This is a genomic window from Citrobacter sp. RHBSTW-00986, from assembly GCF_013783065.1.
Taxonomy (GTDB): Bacteria; Pseudomonadota; Gammaproteobacteria; order Enterobacterales; family Enterobacteriaceae; genus Citrobacter; species Citrobacter braakii.
Genome location: NZ_CP056200.1, coordinates 4,249,319 through 4,269,612, shown reverse-complemented (window position 1 = coordinate 4,269,612; position 20,294 = coordinate 4,249,319). Strand labels below are relative to the sequence as shown.

The window sequence follows — 20,294 nt, the reverse complement described above, 5'->3', positions numbered from 1 at the left end:
GGATGGCGTTGCGCTTATCCGGCCTACGGGTCTTATTGCTTGTGCTTACCGCCTTACTCTTCGCCGTTAAAACCGGCACGATTGAGCAGGAACTGCGACAGCAGCGCCACCGGACGACCGGTTGCGCCTTTGGCTTTCCCTGAACGCCATGCGGTACCGGCGATATCGAGGTGCGCCCAGTTGTACTTACGGGTAAAGCGTGACAGGAAGCAGCCCGCGGTAATGGCGCCGCCAGGACGTCCGCCGATGTTCGCCATATCCGCAAAGTTGGACTCTAGCTGCTCCTGGTATTCATCGCCCAGCGGCAAACGCCACGCGCGGTCGCCAGCCTGTTCGGACGCACCGATCAGCTCATGCGCCAGCGGGTTGTGGTTCGACATCAGGCCAGTGATGTGATGGCCCAGCGCAATCACGCACGCGCCGGTCAGGGTTGCGACGTCAATCACCGCTTCTGGCTCAAAGCGCTCGACGTAGGTTAATACGTCGCACAGGACCAGACGGCCTTCGGCATCGGTATTGAGTACTTCAACGGTCTGACCAGACATGGTGGTCAGCACGTCGCCTGGGCGATACGCGCGGCCACCTGGCATGTTTTCGCAGCCTGCCAGCACGCCGACGACGTTGATTGGCAGTTGAAGCTCGGCCACCATGCGCATCACGCCATATACCGCTGCCGCGCCGCACATGTCGTATTTCATCTCATCCATGCCTTCGGCAGGTTTGATGGAGATACCGCCAGAGTCAAAGGTTAACCCTTTACCGACCAGCACGATCGGACGCGCGTCTTCGGACGGATTGCCTTTGTACTCGATGACCGACATCAGCGACTCATTCTGCGAGCCGTGACCGACGGCCAGATAAGAGTGCATGCCCAGCTCTTTCATCTGCTGCTCGCCGATCACGCGGGTTACAACATTTTTGCTGTAGCTGTCTGCCAGTTGGCGCGCCTGAGAGGCAAGGTAGGCGGCGTTACAGATGTTCGGCGGCATGTTGCCGAGATCTTTTGCCGCTTTAATGCCGGCGGCGATCGCCAGACCGTGCTGGATCGCACGCTCACCGCTGGTCAGTTCCCGGCGGGTCGGTACGTTGAAGACCATTTTACGCAGCGGTCGACGCGGCTCGCTTTTGTTGGTCTTCAGTTGATCAAAGCTGTACAGCGTTTCCTGTGCCGTCTCAACGGCCTGACGCACTTTCCAGTAGTTATTGCGCCCTTTGACGTGCAGCTCAGTCAGGAAGCAGACGGCTTCCATTGAGCCAGTATCATTCAGCGTATTGATGGTTTTCTGAATGACCTGCTTGTATTGGCGCTCATCAAGCTCGCGCTCTTTGCCACAACCAATGAGGAGAATTCGCTCAGACAGAACGTTAGGAACATGGTGCAGCAACAGGGTTTGACCTGGTTTGCCTTCCAGTTCGCCACGACGCAGCAGTGCGCTGATGTACCCGTCGCTGATCTTGTCGAGCTGCTCTGCAATCGGAGAGAGACGGCGTGGTTCAAAGACACCCACGACGATGCACGCACTCCGCTGTTTCTCCGGGCTACCGCTTTTTACACTGAACTCCATGCACTACGCTCCTGAATCTTAAAGACAACGGCGGTGGCTACGGATAGAATTGCAAGCTTTCGTAACTCATACCCGCTGTTGCGGTGACTTCGTGTTAATCTTAACGTTATTACGGCATTGGCACGTCAGAACAATTTCTGAGAGGTGGATCCGTTGAGTATAATGATCTTAGCGACGATTTCGACGACTCAAGAGAATAAATGACGTTTAAGCCATGAAACAAGCTAAATTCCGGCAAAAGACGGGTTTTTACGGGCGTATTTAAAGTGATAATCATAAGATATCTGGTTCGGGAAACGCTCAAAAGCCAACTTGCGATCCTATTCATCCTGCTTTTGATCTTCTTTTGTCAAAAGTTAGTCAGGATCCTTGGTGCGGCGGTTGACGGTGATATCCCGGCGAATCTGGTGCTCTCGCTGCTGGGGCTGGGCGTGCCAGAAATGGCGCAACTTATCTTGCCATTAAGCCTGTTCCTCGGGCTGCTGATGACGCTGGGCAAACTGTATACCGAAAGTGAAATTACGGTCATGCACGCCTGCGGGCTGAGCAAGGCTGTCTTAGTAAAAGCGGCGATGGTGCTGGCGCTGTTTACCAGTATTATTGCGGCGGTCAACGTGATGTGGGCCGGACCGTGGTCCTCCAGACATCAGGACGAAGTCCTGGCGGAGGCGAAAGCGAACCCCGGTATGGCGGCGCTTGCTCAGGGGCAATTCCAGCAGGCCACTAACGGCGGCTCGGTGCTGTTTATCGAAAGCGTTGACGGCAGTAATTTCAACGATGTGTTCCTCGCGCAAATCCGCCCGAAAGGTAACGCCCGTCCTTCGGTGGTGGTAGCGGACTCCGGTCATCTTACTCAATTGCGCGATGGCTCTCAGGTCGTGACGCTGAACCAGGGGACGCGTTTTGAAGGGACCGCGCTGCTGCGCGATTTCCGCATTACCGACTTCCAGAATTATCAGGCGATTATCGGTCATCAGGCCGTGGCGCTGGATCCAAACGATACCGACCAGATGACCATGCGTACGCTATGGACCACCGACACCGATCGCGCCCGTGCGGAGCTGACCTGGCGTATCACGTTAGTATTCACCGTATTTATGATGGCGCTGATGGTTGTACCGCTGAGCGTGGTGAACCCGCGTCAGGGTCGCGTACTGTCCATGCTGCCAGCAATGCTGCTTTATTTGCTGTTCTTCCTGGTTCAGACATCGCTGAAGTCGAATGGCGGCAAAGGCAAGCTGGATCCGGTGTTCTGGATGTGGACGGTTAACCTGGCGTATCTGGCGCTGGCGATTGTGCTTAACCTCTGGGATACGGTGCCGATGCGCCGCTTACGTGCCCGTTTTATGCGTAAAGGAGCGGTATAATGCAGCCTTTTGGTGTACTTGACCGCTATATCGGTAAAACCATTTTCACCACCATCATGATGACGTTGTTCATGCTGGTGTCGCTCTCCGGGATCATCAAGTTTGTCGACCAGCTGAAAAAAGCCGGGCAGGGGAGCTACGATGCGATGGGCGCCGGGCTGTATACCCTGCTCAGCGCGCCGAAAGATATCCAGATCTTCTTTCCGATGGCGGCGCTGCTGGGTGCTTTGCTGGGGCTGGGCATGCTGGCGCAGCGCAGTGAACTGGTGGTCATGCAGGCTTCTGGCTTTACCCGTATGCAGGTGGCGTTGTCGGTGATGAAAACCGCGATTCCGCTGGTGCTGCTGACGATGGCCATCGGCGAATGGGTGGCGCCGCAGGGCGAACAGATGGCGCGTAACTACCGTGCGCAGCAGATGTACGGCGGTTCGCTGCTCTCGACCCAGCAAGGTTTGTGGGCGAAAGATGGCGACAGCTTTGTCTACATTGAGCGGGTGAAAGGTGACGCCGAGTTAGGCGGAATTAGCATCTACTCCTTTAACGACAAGCGCCGTTTGCAGTCCGTCCGCTATGCCGCAAGTGCGACGTTTGACCCGGAGCAGAAGGTCTGGCGTTTGTCGCAAGTGGATGAATCCAACCTGACCGATCCGAAGCAAATCACCGGCTCGCAGACGGTGAGCGGCACCTGGAAAACCAACCTTACACCCGACAAGCTCGGCGTCGTGGCGTTGGATCCTGATGCGCTCTCGATTAGTGGTCTGCATAACTACGTGAAGTACCTGAAGTCGAGCGGCCAGGACGCCGGACGCTACCAGCTCAATATGTGGAGCAAAGTCTTCCAGCCGCTGTCTGTGGCGGTAATGATGCTGATGGCGCTGTCGTTTATCTTTGGTCCGCTGCGTAGCGTCCCGATGGGCGTGCGCGTGGTGACAGGGATTAGCTTCGGCTTTGTGTTCTATGTGCTGGACCAAATCTTTGGCCCGCTGACGCTGGTGTACGGCATTCCGCCGATTATCGGCGCGTTGCTGCCAAGCGCCAGCTTCTTCCTGATAAGCCTGTGGCTGATGCTGCGTAAGTCCTGATATTCGCCCCTCCCGCTGTGCGGGAGGGGCGCCTTCCTGCTAGCGTTTTCTCCCGCCCATCAAACTCCCCAACATGCCGCGGATTATCTGATTGGTGACCTGTCGCGCCGCGCTCTTCGCCACACTCTGTACCACGCCATCGCGCTTGCCGCCGCGCGGTCCGGTGCTGCCAAACAGAATATCCTTCAATCCACCGAGAATACCGCCGTCCACATCGATCGCTTTACCGTTGGCGGGAGGTGTATTTTGCTGCTCGGTGCTGGCCTGCACGCCTTGCTGTAAACGCTCATAGGCGGACTCGCGGTCGATCTGTTCTTCATATTTACCGTACAGCGAGGAGTGATTAATCAGCCCGTTACGCTCGTCATCCGTCACTGGTCCCATCCGCGAGCACGGCGCAATCACCATTGCTCGTTCAACCACAGACGGGCTGCCTTTAGCGTCCAGAAACGACACCAGCGCCTCGCCGGTTCCCAGTTCCTGAATGGCTTTTTCGGTATCAAATGCCGGGTTGGCGCGCATGGTTTGCGCGGCGGTTTTCACCGCTTTCTGATCCTTCGGTGTGAACGCGCGCAGGGCGTGCTGCACGCGGTTCCCCAACTGACCGAGCACGTTGTCTGGAATATCTGACGGGTTTTGCGAGACGAACCACACGCCGACCCCTTTCGAGCGGATCAGGCGGATCACCTGTTCGATTTTATCCAGCAGCACCTGCGGAGCGTCGTTGAACAGCAGGTGAGCTTCATCGAAGAAGAACACCAGTTTTGGCTTCTCCAGATCGCCTGCTTCCGGCAGCTGTTCGTACAGTTCGGAGAGCATCCACAGCAGGCTGGCGGCGTACAGTTTGGGCATCTGGTAGAGCTTCTCTGCGCTGAGGATGTTGATCATCCCTTTGCCGCTGGCGTCAGTTCGCATCCAGTCTTTGATGTCCAGCATCGGTTCGCCAAAGAAGTGCGCCGCCCCCTGTTGCTCCAGCGACAGCAGTCCACGCTGGATTGCCCCGACCGAGGCGCTGCTGATATTGCCATATTGATTCTGGAAGGATTTGGCGTTATCGCCGATGTACTGGGTAATGGCTCGCAGGTCTTTGAAATCGAGCAGCAACAGACCCTGGTCATCGGCAATGCGGAAGATAATATCCAGCACGCCGGACTGTACGTCGTTGAGGTTCAGCAAACGGGCCAGCAGCAGCGGGCCGAGGTCAGATACCGTGGCCCGCACGGGGTGACCTTTTTCGCCGAAGATATCCCACACCGTGACCGGATTAGCATGCGGTTGCCAGTCGGTAATGCCGATATTTTTCAGGCGGGCGAGCAGCTTTTCAGAGGCCTGCCCTTCCTCGGCCACGCCGGTTAAGTCGCCTTTCACATCGGCCATAAATACCGGTACGCCAATTTCAGACAGCGATTCGGCCAGCTTCTGTAGCGTGACGGTTTTACCGGTCCCGGTCGCGCCGGTAATCAGTCCGTGACGGTTGGCCATGCCTGGCAGTAAAAACAGTTCGGTGTCCGGCGTGCGGGCAATTAGCAGGGGTGTGCTCATTGAGATTTCCTCCATTTATCTTGCCTGGAGTATAGGCAATGTCCATCAAAGAGAGTATGCGATGGCCAGAGAAAATGACTTAAAGCGTATTGCCGTGATAAATCTGGTACCCCAAATCCACGGTGTTGTGGTTATGGTCGTTGTTCTTGATTTTGCTCAGCAACATCTGCGCTGCCATGCGGCCAATGTCAAAACGCGGGGTGATCACGCTGGCGAGGCTTGGGATCATCTGCCTGCCCATTTCCAGCCCGTGAAAACCGGCAATTGAGATCTGTTCCGGAACGGCCAGATCGCGCTCGCGGCACAGCAGCAGCGCGCCCATCGCAATATCGTCGTTGGTGCAAAAAACGCCGTCTAAATCCGGATGCGCGGCGAGCGCGTCACGCATCATCTGGGTGCCGAGATGGATGGACGAAATAGAACGCGGATTGACGCGCAGCGGCGCCAGACCCCGGCGGGTCATGGCATCGCAATAGCCGCGATAGCGCTGTTCATCGCGGACGTCGTCTTTCGAACCGAGATAGAGGATTTTGCGCCGCTGGCGTTTATCCAGCATGGTGCTGACCATATCAAATGCCGCCTGACGGTTATCGAAGCCCACTTCCATGTCCAGACGATCGCCCTGAATATCCATCAGCTCCACCACCGGAATGTTGGCTGAACGCAGAAACTTCACCGTACGCAGGGTGTGATATTTCTCGGACAGGATAATGCCGTCGATATTGTATGACAGCAGATTGATCACCGACTCTTCCTCGGATTCCCGGTCGTAATTGTAGTTGGCGATCAGCGTCTGATAGTTATGGTCCGAGGTGACCGACTCAATGCCGGCCAGAATGTCAGCGAACAGCTGGTTTTGAAACGAGGGGATCAGCACGCCAAGCGTATAGCTTTGCGCATTCAGCAGCATCGCGGGCGCGCGGTTGGGGATGTAATTAATCTCCTCCATAATCTGCGCGATGCGTTCACCGGTTTCCTTTGCGACCTTTTTTGGCGAGCGAATGTAGCGGCTCACCGTCATTTTGGTCACGCCCGCCAGCGTGGCGATGTCTTGCAAAGAAATTCTGTGGTTCCTCATTTTCTCTCCAGTGCCGGGGAGCGCGGATCTGTGCTCCCCGGTGATGACTGTCTTAATGCAGAATGGCGTTCAGCGCCAGAACCCCCAGCAGCCCCATAATGGAAATCAGCGTCTCCATTACCGTCCAGGTACGCAACGTTTCCCCGACGCTGAGATTAAAATAGCCTTTAAACAGCCAGAATCCCGGATCGTTAACGTGGGAGGCAATCACGCTGCCCGCGCCGGTAGCCAGCACCATCAGCGCCGGGTCGGCATGAGTGACGTTGATAATCGGCAGCACCACGCCTGCGGTGGTGATCGCCGCCACGGTGGCTGAACCGAGCGCGATACGCAGCAAGGCGGCGACCGTCCAGCACATCAGCAACGGAGAAAGCGACGTGCCGGTCATCAGGTGCGAGATATATTGCCCCACGCCGCTGTCGACCAGAACCTGCTTAAACGCGCCGCCCCCGGCGATGATAAACACAATCATCGCAATCGCGCCGATAGAGTCGCCAATGATATCCATAATTTGCTCGATCGTACGTCCGTTACGCCGACCAAGGGTAAAAATGGCGAGCACGATAGCGATAAACAACGCGACCGCAGGGTTACCGATAAACTCAAAGAACACCCGTACGCTGTTGGTTTTCGGCAGCGTGATTTCGCACACTGCGGCGACCGCCATCAGTATGACCGGGATTACCGCAGCAAAGATACTGTTCCAGAACGACGGCATCTCTTCTTCGGTGAACAGATGCGGGTTGAATAACCCTTCCGGCGGCGCTTTCTCAAAGCGGGTCAGCAGCTTAGAAAACAGCGGCCCGGCAACAATCACCGTCGGGATAGTAATAATAAAGCCGTACAGCAGGGTGGTGCCGAGATTAGCCTCGAAAATGGTGGCAATCGCGGTCGGCCCCGGATGCGGCGGCAGAAAACAGTGGGTCACGGACAGCGCAGCTACCATCGGGACGCCAACATACAGCAGCGGCAGGCCGGAAGAGGCCACCACCGTAAACACCAGCGGCAGCAGCAGAACAAAGCCGACTTCGAAAAACATCGCCAGACCTACCACCAGTCCGGTGATCACCAGCGCCCACTGCACGCGTTTCTTACCAAACGTGCCAATTAACGTGGTGGCGATGCGCTGAGCCGCGCCGGTATCGGAAATCAGCTTACCGAGCATTGCACCGAAGCCAAGGATCATCGCCAGACCGCCGAGCGTCCCGCCGATCCCATTTTGTATTGAATGCAAAACGGCCTGGGCATCCATCCCTTCGGCAAAACCGACGACCGCCGCCACCAGGACCAGAGCAATAAAGCCGTTAACTTTAAAACCAATCATCAGGACCAGGAGCAGCGCGACGCCTGCCGCAATTATTATTAATGGCATAATCGTTTCTCTTATATCCCCGTCATACTGCAAGTTGCAGGTGTGTTGGCTGCGCTCACTCACCCGAATCACTTACTCAAGTAAGCTCATCGGGTTCATTCACTTGCCGCCGTCCTGCAACTCGAATTATTTAGGGGTGGCCAAAAATGCAGCGCCTGGGCGCTGCGTGATGTTGCGTTGTGTTGTATCAGACGGCGACCAGCATGCCGCCATCGACAAACAACAGGTGCCCGTTAACAAAATCGGATGCTTTGGAAGAGAGGAATACCGCCGCGCCAATCAGCTCCTGCGGATCGCCCCAGCGCGCGGCTGGCGTACGTTTGCAAAGCCAGGCGGTGAAGGCTTCATCCTCGACCAGCGCTTTGGTCATCTCGGTTTTGAAGTAGCCCGGTGCGATACCGTTGACCTGGATATTGTGGCGCGCCAGCTCAACGCACATACCGCGGGTGAGCATTTTCACCGCGCCTTTCGAGGCGGCATACGGCGTGATGGTGTCGCGGCCCAGCTCGCTTTGCATGGAGCAGATGTTGATGACCTTTCCAGCCTGACGTTCCACCATGCGACGCGTTACTGCCTGCGAGACCAGGAACACCGCCGTCTGGTTAACGGCAATCACATCGTTCCAGTCCTGCTCCGGGAACTCGGTAAACGGATGGCGGCGCTGAATACCGGCGTTATTCACCAGCACATCGAGTGGGCCAATGTCTTTTTCGATATGGTCGATGGCGGCATCAATGTCCTGTTTCTGCGTAACATTGAAGGGCGCGGCAACGGCGCGGATCCCTTCCTGTTGCAGTTTGGCGACGGCGGCCTCCGCGCGCTCCGGCGTAATATCATTGACGATAATCTGCGCGCCATATTTACCCAGCCCGGTCGCCAGTAAATAACCAATACCCTGGGCCGAACCGGTGATCAGAATATTTTTGCCATCCAGTGAAAAAAGATCGTTCATTATGTTCTTCCTTATTTTGTTTCAGCAAAAACGAGCTGGACTTTCGCTGCCTGGGTTTTATCCCCGGCAAAGATCAGCGCCTGTTCAAGCTCGGTAAACGGATATTCGGCGCTGAGTAATGGCAGCGGATCGATAACGTTATTCGCCAGCCACGACACCGCAGTGTTGAACTCGGTGGTAAAGCGGAACGAGCCTTTGAGCGCGATCTCTTTGCCGATCAGCATCATCATCGGGAAGTCCGGCACCGCACCGCCCATGCCGACCTGCACCATCACGCCTTTCGCGCGGGTGACTTCCAGGCAGGTGGTGATTGAGGACGGATGACCAGAGACTTCGAAGCTGATGTCGAAGTAGCCTTTTTCTTTTTTCCACTCATCGAGCGAGTCCTGCTGCGGGTTAATCAGCGTGTTAGCACCCATCTGCTGGGCCAGCGACAGCGAGCGCGGGCTGATATCAGCACAGACAATTTCTGCTGCGCCGAGCGTTTTCACCGCGCTGACGATCAGGCAGCCGATAGGCCCCACGCCGGAGATAAACACGCGCTTGCCCTGCAGGTCTCCTGCTTCATGCGCGGCGTGGATCGCGACTGCCAGCGGTTCGGCAAAGGCCATGACTTTTTCATCGGCGTGCTGGGGGTAGGGGATGCACTGCGCGGTATCGACGGTTTTAAATCGGGTAAAGCCGCCGTCAACGTGGGGAAAATACATGGCGCTGCCAAAAAAGCGCATTTCCGTGCACTGGTTTTCGTCGTGCTGCAGACAGTATTTACAGTGGCCACAGGGCTTCGACGGATTAATAGCCACCGACTGACCTTCATGTAATTCTTTTGAGTCGCTGTGCACCACTTTACCAATAACTTCATGGCCTAAAATCATCGGTGCTTTAACGGTAAAATTACCGACTTTTCCTTCCTGATAATAATGTAAGTCGGAACCACAAATTCCGCCGCGGGTAATTTGTACCAGCGTTCCTTTATTATTCCATTCAATATTTTGGTCGGTAACGGCAACAGTTTTCTTACCCGCGACAACGCAGGATTGGGTTTTGACTTGCATAAATGCCTCACTGGTCAGGTAGTAACCTCGGCAGCATTTAAACGGTTTTGATTGTTATTATTTGTGATAAAGATCACGCTGGAAAATTGTTACACTACAATGTTACGCATAACGTGATGCGCCTTGTAAATCTGCTCAGCCACGCCGAAAAAAGGTGAATTCTGCAATGTGGAAGGCGTAGTATCGCGCCATGGAATATGAATCTGGAGTTTTTTCAATGGCCGGGGAAAGTTATATTTTGATGGGCGTTTCGGGTAGCGGTAAATCTTTAATTGGCAGCAAAATTGCTGCAGTATTATCGGCTAAATTCATTGATGGTGACGATCTCCATCCGGCCAAAAATATTGATAAAATGTCTGAAGGTATTCCATTAACCGATGAAGACCGACTACCGTGGTTAGCACGATTAAATGACGCTTCATACAGTTTATATAAAAAGAATGAGACCGGGTTTATTGTCTGCTCGTCATTAAAAAAACAGTATCGCGATATATTGCGGCAGGGCAGTCCGAATGTGCATTTTTTGTGGCTGGACGGCGATTACGAGACCATTCTGGCGCGCATGCAGCGCCGGGCAGGGCATTTTATGCCGGTGGGATTACTCAAAAGCCAGTTCGATGCGCTGGAGTGCCCGCAGGAGGACGAACGTGATATTGCCCGCATCGACGTGAACCATGACATCGAGCATGTGACGGAACAGTGCCGCCAGGCGGTGCTCGCGTTTCGTAACAGGCAATAAGCTCAGCCCCTTGCGGGACTGAGCCTTGCATCAGAAGTCGGCTTTCAGCACCACGCGGTAGCGGGCTTTGCCGTCACGCACGTGCTGGATAGCGTCGTTAATTCGCGACATCGGGTACAGTTCGGTGGTGGGCGACACCTTGCTGCGCCCGGCAAACTTCATCAGCTTGCGCAGTTCGAACGGCGTACCGGTTGCCGAACCGGAGATGCTGCGATCGCCGGCAATTAAGGTGAACGCTGGCACCGGCAGCGGCTTCAGCACCGCGCCGACGGTATGGAAGTTACCACCGTAGGCCAGCGCTTCAAAATACGGCTGCCAGTCGAGATCGACGTTAACCGTGTTAATAATGAGATCGAACTGGCCCGCCAGCGCTTTTAGAGCATCCGGATCGCGGCTGTTAACCACCTTATCCGCCCCCATCGCCAGCACTTCCTGCTCTTTCGCCGGATTGGAGCTGAACGCGGTCACTTCGCACCCCATCGCGTGTAACAGCTTAATGGCGATATGCCCCAGGCCGCCGATGCCGATCACCCCAACGCGGCTGGTGGCGGTGATATGGTGCATCAGCAGCGGTTTGAACACCGTGATACCGCCGCACAGCAAGGGACCCGCCGCCGCCAGATCGATGCTTTCCGGCAGCGGGATCACCCACTGCCAGTCGGCCCGCAGCTTCTCGGCAAAGCCACCGCGATTGAGAATAGTGGGAACGGAACCTTCCAGGCAGTTAATCTGATTGCCGCTGATACAGGCGTCGCAATGCCCGCAGCTGCGCGCCGTCCAGCCAATGCCGACTCGCTGACCAACCTTCAGACCTTTATCTTGCGCCGCGCTGCCGAGCGCCGCCACGCGACCAATCACCTCATGCCCGGCCACCAGTGGATACTGAGAGAATCCCCATTCGTTGTCGATCATCGACAAATCGGAATGGCAGATACCGCAGTAATCGACCTGGACTTCGACATCTTCCGGCTTAAGCTCGCCCGCATCATATTCATAGAGTTCGAGTTCGCTGCCCGCCGCTTTTGCGGCGTAGCTTTTTATCATCGACATCGTGTTTCCCTCAGTGTGGTGTTGAACTGGAAGTGTAGAGCATGGGGAAACGGGACGCTTCGCAGAAGGGGGGATTAATAAGGGGGCAAACTGTGACGATGGTTGCAGGTGAGAAAGGGAATGCTGAAATTTTCAACACTTAGCGAGTCAGGCACACGCTGGTGCTTGCATGGTGGCGCATGACAGGTATAATCCACAACGTTTTCCGCATCCCTTCCGTGCCGGAGTGGCGAAATCGGTAGACGCAGTTGATTCAAAATCAACCGTAGAAATACGTGCCGGTTCGAGTCCGGCCTTCGGCACCAAAAGCATGTAAATGGACCTCAATTGAGGTCTTTTTTTATGTCTAAAATCCAGTATTTACCCGCTTTTCCCGCTATATTAACTCTCTCAAGGTCAACCGACATCAACGTACATCTACCAACATATGTTGGTACAGATGATGGTATTTCCGGTTCGATAATGCTTGTACCAACAGGGAGGGGATAAGCATGGCGTTAACAGATATCAAAGTCAGAACAGCCAAGCCAACGGATAAGCAATATAAGCTGACCGATGGCAGCGGTATGCACCTTCTTGTCCATCCTAATGGTTCTAAATACTGGCGTTTGCAGTATCGTTTTGACGGCAAGCAAAAGATGCTGGCACTTGGGGTTTATCCTGAAATCACACTGGCGGATGCCAGAGCGCGTCGTGACGAAGCGCGTAAGCTGCTAGCGAATGGCGTCGATCCGGGAGACAAAAAGAAAAATGATAAGGTTGAACAGAGTAAAGCGCGGACCTTCAAAGAGGTGGCGATCGAGTGGCATGGCACCAATCAAAAGTGGTCTGAAGATCATGCCCATCGCGTGCTAAAAAGTCTGGAAGATAATCTCTTTGCAGCGCTTGGTGAACGTAATATCGCTGAGTTAAAAACTCGGGATTTATTAGCGCCCATTAAAGCCGTAGAGATGTCTGGACGTCTTGAAGTGGCTGCCCGGCTTCAACAGCGCACTACAGCCATCATGCGTTATGCGGTGCAAAGCGGGTTAATTGATTATAACCCGGCTCAGGAGATGGCAGGAGCGGTTGCTTCTGGCAATCGACAGCACCGTCCTGCGCTGGCGTTAAAGCGTATCCCAGACCTGCTTCAGAAAATAGATGGCTATACCGGAAGACCATTAACCCGTTGGGCAGCCGAACTTACCCTGCTTATCTTTATTCGATCCAGTGAACTACGTTTTGCTCGTTGGTCGGAGATTGATTTTGAAACGTCGATGTGGACGATCCCGCCAGAGAGAGAACCTATCCCTGACGTTAAGCATTCTCACCGGGGATCAAAGATGCACACACCGCATTTGGTGCCGCTTTCTAAACAAGCGCTGGCGATCCTGAAGCAGATAAAACAATTCTGTGGCGAGCATGAGCTGATTTTTATTGGCGATCACGATCCGCGTAAGCCGATGAGTGAAAACACGGTGAACAGTGCATTGCGGGTGATGGGCTATGACACCAAGGTTGAGGTTTGTGGTCACGGCTTCCGCACGATGGCCTGTAGTTCATTGATTGAGTCAGGGTTGTGGTCGAAGGATGCGGTAGAACGACAGATGAGCCATATGGAGCGTAATTCAGTACGAGCGGCATATATCCATAAGGCGGAGTTTATCGACGAACGCAAACTGATGCTGCAATGGTGGGCTGATTTCCTGGACGCAAACCGGGAGAAGGGGATTACGCCGTTTGACTATGCGAAGATCAACCAAGGGAACGGTGAGTGAGTCGGGTACCTTTATTTCCCAATTGATTTTTAAATTAAAATTCCCCGCCAACCCGATTCGGGTTGGCGGGGAATATATCTCTTTTTTATCGTTGTGTGAAACGTCCAGATACGGTTTTCTGGCATCTGAAGTGGGAGCAGAACTGCAAAATATGGAGCAGTATTTAACCATCTGACGCTACCAGTTACTTTGTTTTTACTTGTTCTGGCACAGGGTTTAAGCCGCCTAATTTGACGGATTGTTCTGTGCCACATGCGAACGTTGTAAATGAAATAGATGAGCAAATTAAAATTGCTAATTTTCTGACCGCTGTCGACGAAAAAATCATACTACTGGGTAAGCAGTATGATCTGCTGTGCCAGTACAAGAAAGGTATTATGCAGAAGATTTTTAGTCAGAAATTGCGATTTAAGGATGAAAATGGTGATGTATATCCTGCGTGGAAGACTAAATCATTTAAGGAACTGTATAAACTATTAAATACTAATTCTTTATCTCGCAGTGAACTTAACTACGAAAATGGTTATGTTAAAAATATTCACTACGGTGATATTCATACAAGATTTAATAGTCGGTTTGATATAACTAAAGAATTAGTTCCTTATCTTTCTAAGACTATGAAAATTTCTGAGGAATGCTTCTGTAGAAATGGCGATCTAGTAATTGCAGATGCATCTGAGGATTACAATGACATTGGTAAATGTATTGAGATTACTAATGTTAATCAGCAACAAATAGTTGCAGGATTACATACTTTTTTAGCAAGACCTATCACCAGTATGGCTTTAGGTTTCGGTAGCTATATGATGCAGTCATCAGAGGTCAGAAGAAAAATAAAAATAATTGCGACCGGTGTTTCTGTCTTAAGTATTACAAAGAAAAATCTATTAGATCTGATGATTCCATTACCAAGCATTGATGAGCAAACCAAAATCACCAATTATCTTTCCTCCCTTGACGACAAAATTGCCGTCAAAAAAGCGGAATTGGATAAGCTAAAAACTTGGAAACAGGGTTTATTACAACAAATGTTTGTATAACGATTTGGTCCGGTCGGTATCGGGCCTACCTTACAGCAGAAGGCACAGCACACTGATGGCAACGCAAAGCGAATACGAATTAGAAACGCAACTGGTGGAACAACTGGTTGGCATGCACTACGAACCGGTGAAGGTCACCGATGAAGCCAGCATGAAAGCCAACCTTAAAACGCAGATTGAGCGGCATAACCGGCTGGAAGCAGTTCCGCTGACGGACGGCGAATTTAACCGTATTTTTTTGCATCTTACCAAAGGTAATGAGGTGATTGATCGTGCTAGGACTTTGCGCGATCGTTACCAATTGTTGCGTGATGATGGTACCGAAAAGTGGCTCAGCTTTATCAATAAGGAGGAGTGGTGCCAGAATGAATTTCAGGTCACGCGGCAGGTGAAGCAGTTCAACGCCGAGCAAAACACGCGTAAGACCCGTTTTGACGTTACGCTGCTGATCAATGGCCTGCCATTGGTGCAGATCGAGCTAAAACGTCGTGGTCTGGGGCTGAAAGAGGCGTTTAATCAGATTGACCGCTACCATCGCGATGCCTTCTGGGTCGGTAGCGGCCTGTTCCAGTATGTGCAGATATTTATTATCAGCAACGGTGTGGACACCAAATACTACGCTAATAACCGTGCCAATCATTTCGAGCAGACCTTTTTCTGGACCGATGAAAAGAATGAATCGCTCAAAACGCTAGAGAAGTTTGCCGATGCGTTTCTGAAAGTGTGCCATATCGCCAAAATGATCACTCACTACACGGTGCTGAACGAGACCCGTAAGTGTCTGATGGTAATGCGACCATACCAGTTTTACGCCTGTGAAGCCATGATCCGCCATGTGAAGGAGAACCTTCATAAACAGGAGCGTCCACAGAACGGTTACATCTGGCATACAACCGGATCGGGTAAGACACTAACCTCATTCAAGGCCAGCCAGGTGATTATGTCGATGCCGGAAGTGGATCGGGTGATCTTTGTGGTCGATCGCCGGGATCTCGATTATCAGACGGCAAAAGAGTTTAATAGTTTTGCCAAAGACAGTGTGGACACCACTGACGACACAAGTACGCTGATTAAGCATCTGAAGCAAACCAGTAGCAAGCTAACGCTCACTACCATCAATAAGCTGAACATAGCCATCAAAAGTGAGAAGTCTAAAGCGCAGCTAGAACATCTACGCAAAGAGCGTATTGTTTTTATTTTTGACGAATGCCACCGCAGTCAGTTTGGTGATACGCATAAAGCCATCGTCAATTTCTTTGAGAATGCGCAGTTGTTTGGTTTCACCGGCACACCGATCTTTGCCGACAATGTGAACATCACCAACGGCGTCAAACAGACCACTGAAATGCTGTTTGATAAATGCCTGCACAAGTATGTGATTGTTGATGCCATTCGCGACGAAAACGTGCTGCGTTTTGCTGTTGAGTATGTTGGCACCTACAAGCGCAAAGAGAGCGGTAATGAGATCGATATCGACGTAGAAGATATCGACACCAAAGAAGTGATGGAAAGCGATATTCGGCTGGGGAAAATCACCGACTACATTCTGGCACATCATAACGCTAAGACTCGTAACCGTGAGTTTACCGCCATGTTCTGCGTTGGATCGGTGGATATGCTGATCACCTACTATCGGTTGTTTAAAGAGAAACAGGCAGCGCTTCTGGCGATGGATGCGGGTTATAAGCCGCTGAAGATTGCCACTATCTTCACCTATGCGGCCAACGAAGCGGATAAAAGCGATAAAGAGATGGTAAACGGCCTGCTGGATGAGGAAGATATCAGCCTGCCACAGGGTGGCAAAATCGATGTTTCCAGCCGGGACCATCTCGACAGTTTTATCGCTGATTACAATACGTTGTACGGCACCAGCTACTCAGCCAATGATTCGCAAAGCTTCTATAACTATTACAAAGACATTGCCAAACGCACGAAAGAGAAAGGGATTGATATCCTGCTGGTGGTGAATATGTTCCTGACGGGCTTCGACAGTCCGGCGCTGAATACGCTGTATGTAGATAAAAACCTGCGTTTTCACGGCCTGGTGCAGGCGTTTTCACGCACTAATCGCATCCTCAACGAGAAGAAAAGCCACGGGAACATCGTCTGTTTCCGTAACCTGAAAAAAGCTACTGACGATGCTATTGCATTGTTCTCCAATAAAGATGCTTCGTCTGTGGTGTTGGTGAAACCGTTTGAAGAGTATCTGGGAGATTATCAGAAAGCGGTTGATCGTCTGCTGACGCTAACGCCAACGGTAGAAAGCGTGGACAATCTGCCGGATGAGCAGGCACAACTGGATTTTGTCACTGCGTTCCGCGATGTGATGCGCTTGAAAAATATTCTCGAAAGTTTCGCCGACTTTGACGAGGTAGGCAAACCTATTTCCGACCAGGCACTGGCAGATTTCACCAGTAAGTACCTTGATATCCACGACAAGGTGAAGAAGCACTCCGGGAAAGAGAAAGTCTCGATTCTTGATGACGTGGATTTTGAGGTTTCACTAATCCATCGCGATGAAATTAATGTCGGTTACATTCTGCGCCTGCTGGCAGGCATTCAGGCAATGCCACCGAAAGAACAGCAAGATCAGAAGAAAAAGATCATGGACATTATCGACAGCGATGTCACGTTGCGCAGTAAACGTGAGTTGATCGATAACTTCATCGAACAGAGCCTGCTGCACGCTTCATCAGATGAAGATATTACCCAGGTGTTTGAAGCGTATGTAGAGCAGGAGAAACGCAAGGTACTGGCTGCTCTCTGCGCCGAGGAGCGATTGGATTCTATTAAGCTGACTGGCTTGCTGGATAACTATCTGTTTACCGACGTGATGCCGCGTGAAGATGAGGTGGCTGAAACCCTGACCTGGACGCCTAAGATTCTGGAGCGCAAAAGCGTTCGGGCGCGAGTATATGAGCGCGTGCGTGGTGTGATTGATACATTTATCAACGGTATGCAGGGTTTTTAAGCGTATTATTTGCTACGAGTAGTGAACCGCCAGAAATATAAGGAGCCTGACGATGTCTGTGAACTGGACTAAAGCTGAGTTTTTTAAGTGCGCTTTGCAGGTAAACCCTGCGGGCTATAACAAGTATCGCGGGAAAGAATCACTCAGTGAAGAGGTCTACAACCAGCAGCTTCTGGAGGCCTGTCTTGAGGCTGGGGTTCAGGTTGTTGGTATTGCTGATCATGGTGCTGTGGATGCGGTGGACAGACTTCGTCAGCTCTTTAATGAACATGGTATTGTCGTTTTTCCTGGTTTTGAGATTTGCTCCAGCGAGAAAATTCATTTTGTCTGTTTGTTTGATGAAAATCGGACAGTGCAAGAGCTGGAACGTTATTTGAGCAATTTGGGGTATGAAGACCCCGATGACTGTATTTCCCCATCGAAGCTCAGTGCTGTGCAGATCATTGAAAAAGTAGATGATCTGGACGGATTTATTTTTGCAGCGCATAGCACTAATGATAATGGTGTACTGAAATGCCGTATGAACCATGTATGGAAAGAAAGTGCATTGTTGGCGGCGCAGATTCCTGGAACGGTTGATGACTTAAAAGGGGTTGAGGATGATTTTTACCGGAAAGCCATCCTGAACAAACTTCCTGATTATCGTCGTGAGCGGCCTATTGCCATTATCAACGCAGCAGATGTTGCTCAGCCTGAAGAAATTAAAACGGCAGGAGCATCTTGCTTGATAAAAATGACCAGGCCATGTTTTAGCTCATTTAAACAGGCATTTTTAGATCCTGAATCACGGGTACGTCTGAATGCAGATAAGCCGCATAGCTATGCTTCGGCAATTGAAAATATCCGTTTTATTGGTGGATATCTGGATGAGACCGATATTACTTTTTCCGACCACCTTAATGCTGTTATTGGCGGTCGTGGGACAGGTAAATCGACTTTGCTGGAGGCTATTCGTTTCGCTCTTGGTAAGCAGCCTTTTGGCGATTCGGCACAAAAGCAGCACAGCGCAATTATTAAGAGTAACCTTGGGAATGGTGCGCTAGTCCAACTGAAGGTCCGCTCCGCTGCAATGCAGGGGCGTGCATTTACCATTAGCCGCAAATTTGGTGGGCAATCCATCGTAACTGACAGTGAAGGTAATGTTTCGCCTTATTCTCCGGATGATTTACTTCCTGGGCTGGAGTTGTACGGGCAGAACGAAATTTACGAAATGACCCGTGATGCGCAGAGTCGCAATCATTTAGTGGAGCGGTTTTTGGAAGGTGATCACAACCAGTTCGATGTGATTATCAACAAAGCGTTGGCTCGTCTCGGAGATAGCCGCCTAACTATCCTTAGTGCTCTGGAGCAAAAGGCGGAAGCGGAACTTGAAGTTGCACGGCTGCCGAAATTACTGGAGCAGGCAGAACAATTTAAACAACTTGGTCTGGATGAAAAACTCAAAATCGTTCCCTTGCTGGAAAAAGAAAAGCAGCTTAGTTCACGCCATCAGGAAGAATTGTCCAGAGTGCAAGATGCTCTTCTGACGTTAAAAGATAGCCTCCCCGATCTTGCTTATCTCAGCGATGCGGTGATAAATGTTCTGCCGCATCAGTCTCTTCTTCTCCAACAGCGTGATGTGCTTCAGCGGGTGCAGGAGCAGACGGCGGTACTGGTTCAGCAACTGGATGAGGTTGTTCAGCGTTCATCAGCAGAACTTACTCCTTTACAAAGCGAGCTATCAAGTTTAATCGGTGCAGAAGAAGCTCAACTTGAAAAGGCCTTTAAAGATATCCCGGCCAGCCAGGGAAAAAGCGGGCGACAGATTGGTGCAGATTATCAAACGTTGTTACGCCAGATAGCCTCTATTCGTCCTAAAGCAACGGCTCTGGAGAACCGGCAGAAACAACTTGATGAGCTATATCAGCAGCGAAAAAGATTACTTCTGGAGCTTATCCAGGCGCGTTCTCAACGTTCCGCTGCGTTGGCGAAATCAGTCAAACGTCTGAACAGAAAACTAGATGAAAAAGTGCGGCTTAATTTACAGCCAGAAGGCGATCGTCAACCTCTGTTGCATTTTCTGGAGCAATGTAATCTGGAAGGGGTTGGTCCACGACGTTTAGCTTGGGTGATGGAGTATGATTTTACGCCCGAAAATCTGGTTGAGAGTATCCGTCATGGTGAATTAGCGTTGCATAATGCTGGGTGGGGAATAACCCCTACTGTCGCGCAGGCATTGCTGCGCTTGAGTGAGAAACAGCTTCTGGAGCTGGAAGCATTATCACTACCGGATACGATGCAAATTGAGCTGAATGTCATGCATGACGGTGGCGGTGTTCTCTGGCGTCATATTGATGAACTCTCTACCGGGCAACAGTGTACTGCTGTCTTGCATTTATTGTTGTTGGAAAATCAAGACCCACTGATCCTCGATCAGCCAGAAGATAACCTGGATAACGCATTTATTGCAGAGCGTATAGTGACAGAGCTGCGCAAGGCGAAGCTCTCCCGGCAGTTTTTATTTGCCACGCATAACGCTAACATACCGGTGTTCGGTGATGCTGAGTGGATTGGTGTATTGAGCGTGGAAGAGGGTAAAGGTCGTATTCTTCCTGAGCAGCAGGGGGCTATTGATTTGCCGGAGATCCAACGCCTGGCGGCGAATATTCTCGAAGGTGGTCAAAGTGCCTTTAATCAACGCCGGGAAAAATATGGGTTTAAATAACAGAAAAGCGAGAGTCAGCC

Annotated in this window: 15 protein-coding genes and 1 tRNA gene; 9 read left to right on the top strand and 7 right to left on the bottom strand. The window is 51.8% G+C overall.

Going from position 1 to position 20,294, the window contains the following annotated elements:
• Positions 1–53 precede the first annotated feature (53 nt).
• Complete coding sequence (gene pepA / locus HV345_RS20625; RefSeq protein ID WP_003025870.1) at positions 54–1,565, bottom strand: leucyl aminopeptidase; 1,512 nt, start codon at positions 1,563–1,565, stop codon at positions 54–56.
• A 153-nt stretch (positions 1,566–1,718) separates the two neighbouring features.
• Between pepA and HV345_RS26260 the strand changes: the two genes are divergently transcribed.
• From HV345_RS26260 to lptG, 3 genes are all read left to right on the top strand, one after another.
• Positions 1,719–1,769: a hypothetical protein gene (locus HV345_RS26260; protein WP_212723231.1), complete on the top strand. Its 51-nt coding sequence runs from the start codon at positions 1,719–1,721 to the stop codon at positions 1,767–1,769.
• A 62-nt stretch (positions 1,770–1,831) separates the two neighbouring features.
• Complete coding sequence (lptF, locus tag HV345_RS20620; RefSeq protein ID WP_016151506.1) at positions 1,832–2,932, top strand: LPS export ABC transporter permease LptF; 1,101 nt, start codon at positions 1,832–1,834, stop codon at positions 2,930–2,932.
• Positions 2,932–4,014 carry an LPS export ABC transporter permease LptG gene (gene lptG / locus HV345_RS20615; RefSeq protein WP_008786067.1) on the top strand — a complete coding sequence of 361 codons (1,083 nt, stop codon included), beginning with the start codon at positions 2,932–2,934 and terminating at the stop codon, positions 4,012–4,014. Before lptF ends, lptG begins: the two co-directional genes overlap by 1 nt.
• Positions 4,015–4,053: 39 nt before the next feature.
• Here the strand turns inward: lptG and HV345_RS20610 are convergent, their stop codons facing one another.
• The 5 genes from HV345_RS20610 to idnD form a co-directional block, all read right to left on the bottom strand.
• Entirely contained in the window at positions 4,054–5,556 is a 1,503-nt protein-coding gene (locus HV345_RS20610; RefSeq protein ID WP_046275851.1) for a helicase HerA-like C-terminal domain-containing protein, read from the bottom strand.
• Positions 5,557–5,635: 79 nt separating this feature from the next.
• A complete protein-coding gene (locus HV345_RS20605) occupies positions 5,636–6,634 on the bottom strand; it encodes a LacI family DNA-binding transcriptional regulator (protein ID WP_094761000.1) in 999 nt (332 codons plus the stop codon).
• 52 nt (positions 6,635–6,686) lie between these two features.
• Complete coding sequence (gene idnT, locus HV345_RS20600) at positions 6,687–8,006, bottom strand: gnt-II system L-idonate transporter (protein WP_016155581.1); 1,320 nt, start codon at positions 8,004–8,006, stop codon at positions 6,687–6,689.
• 187 nt (positions 8,007–8,193) lie between these two features.
• A complete protein-coding gene (gene idnO / locus HV345_RS20595) occupies positions 8,194–8,958 on the bottom strand; it encodes a gluconate 5-dehydrogenase (RefSeq protein WP_181636006.1) in 765 nt (254 codons plus the stop codon).
• A gap of 11 nt (positions 8,959–8,969) precedes the next feature.
• Positions 8,970–10,013, bottom strand: coding sequence for an L-idonate 5-dehydrogenase (idnD, locus tag HV345_RS20590; protein ID WP_181636005.1), 1,044 nt, complete (start codon positions 10,011–10,013; stop codon positions 8,970–8,972).
• A gap of 217 nt (positions 10,014–10,230) precedes the next feature.
• Here idnD and idnK point away from each other — a divergent pair, with 217 nt between their 5' ends.
• Positions 10,231–10,752 (top strand): gluconokinase, encoded by a 522-nt coding sequence (gene idnK, locus HV345_RS20585; RefSeq protein WP_046275803.1) that lies wholly within the window; start codon positions 10,231–10,233, stop codon positions 10,750–10,752.
• 30 nt (positions 10,753–10,782) lie between these two features.
• Here the strand turns inward: idnK and HV345_RS20580 are convergent, their stop codons facing one another.
• A complete protein-coding gene (locus HV345_RS20580; RefSeq protein ID WP_103283431.1) occupies positions 10,783–11,802 on the bottom strand; it encodes an NAD(P)-dependent alcohol dehydrogenase in 1,020 nt (339 codons plus the stop codon).
• A 220-nt stretch (positions 11,803–12,022) separates the two neighbouring features.
• Here HV345_RS20580 and HV345_RS20575 point away from each other — a divergent pair.
• The 5 genes from HV345_RS20575 to HV345_RS20555 all read left to right on the top strand — a co-directional run bounded on the left by HV345_RS20575 (position 12,023) and on the right by HV345_RS20555 (position 20,274).
• Positions 12,023–12,107 (top strand) — tRNA-Leu (locus HV345_RS20575).
• 186 nt (positions 12,108–12,293) lie between these two features.
• Positions 12,294–13,559: an integrase arm-type DNA-binding domain-containing protein gene (locus HV345_RS20570; RefSeq protein WP_065945031.1), complete on the top strand. Its 1,266-nt coding sequence runs from the start codon at positions 12,294–12,296 to the stop codon at positions 13,557–13,559.
• A 245-nt stretch (positions 13,560–13,804) separates the two neighbouring features.
• Positions 13,805–14,599: a restriction endonuclease subunit S gene (locus HV345_RS20565; RefSeq protein WP_181636004.1), complete on the top strand. Its 795-nt coding sequence runs from the start codon at positions 13,805–13,807 to the stop codon at positions 14,597–14,599.
• A gap of 55 nt (positions 14,600–14,654) precedes the next feature.
• Positions 14,655–17,570, top strand: a complete 2,916-nt coding sequence (locus HV345_RS20560; RefSeq protein ID WP_065945027.1) for a type I restriction endonuclease subunit R — start codon at positions 14,655–14,657, stop codon at positions 17,568–17,570.
• 52 nt (positions 17,571–17,622) lie between these two features.
• Positions 17,623–20,274 carry a TrlF family AAA-like ATPase gene (locus tag HV345_RS20555; RefSeq protein WP_181636003.1) on the top strand — a complete coding sequence of 884 codons (2,652 nt, stop codon included), beginning with the start codon at positions 17,623–17,625 and terminating at the stop codon, positions 20,272–20,274.
• The last annotated feature ends 20 nt before the right edge of the window (positions 20,275–20,294 follow it).

Bases quoted from the DNA above. Each gene is read 5' to 3' on its own strand.
- HV345_RS20555 (WP_181636003.1), top strand. From the start codon at position 17,623: ATGTCTGTGAACTGGACTAAAGCTGAGTTTTTTAAGTGCGCTTTGCAG.
- HV345_RS20610 (WP_046275851.1), bottom strand. From the start codon at position 5,556: ATGAGCACACCCCTGCTAATTGCCCGCACGCCGGACACCGAACTGTTT.
- lptG (WP_008786067.1), top strand. From the start codon at position 2,932: ATGCAGCCTTTTGGTGTACTTGACCGCTATATCGGTAAAACCATTTTC.
- HV345_RS20560 (WP_065945027.1), top strand. From the start codon at position 14,655: ATGGCAACGCAAAGCGAATACGAATTAGAAACGCAACTGGTGGAACAA.
- idnT (WP_016155581.1), bottom strand. From the start codon at position 8,006: ATGCCATTAATAATAATTGCGGCAGGCGTCGCGCTGCTCCTGGTCCTG.
- idnO (WP_181636006.1), bottom strand. From the start codon at position 8,958: ATGAACGATCTTTTTTCACTGGATGGCAAAAATATTCTGATCACCGGT.
- HV345_RS20580 (WP_103283431.1), bottom strand. From the start codon at position 11,802: ATGTCGATGATAAAAAGCTACGCCGCAAAAGCGGCGGGCAGCGAACTC.
- HV345_RS20570 (WP_065945031.1), top strand. From the start codon at position 12,294: ATGGCGTTAACAGATATCAAAGTCAGAACAGCCAAGCCAACGGATAAG.
- HV345_RS20605 (WP_094761000.1), bottom strand. From the start codon at position 6,634: ATGAGGAACCACAGAATTTCTTTGCAAGACATCGCCACGCTGGCGGGC.
- idnD (WP_181636005.1), bottom strand. From the start codon at position 10,013: ATGCAAGTCAAAACCCAATCCTGCGTTGTCGCGGGTAAGAAAACTGTT.
- idnK (WP_046275803.1), top strand. From the start codon at position 10,231: ATGGCCGGGGAAAGTTATATTTTGATGGGCGTTTCGGGTAGCGGTAAA.
- pepA (WP_003025870.1), bottom strand. From the start codon at position 1,565: ATGGAGTTCAGTGTAAAAAGCGGTAGCCCGGAGAAACAGCGGAGTGCG.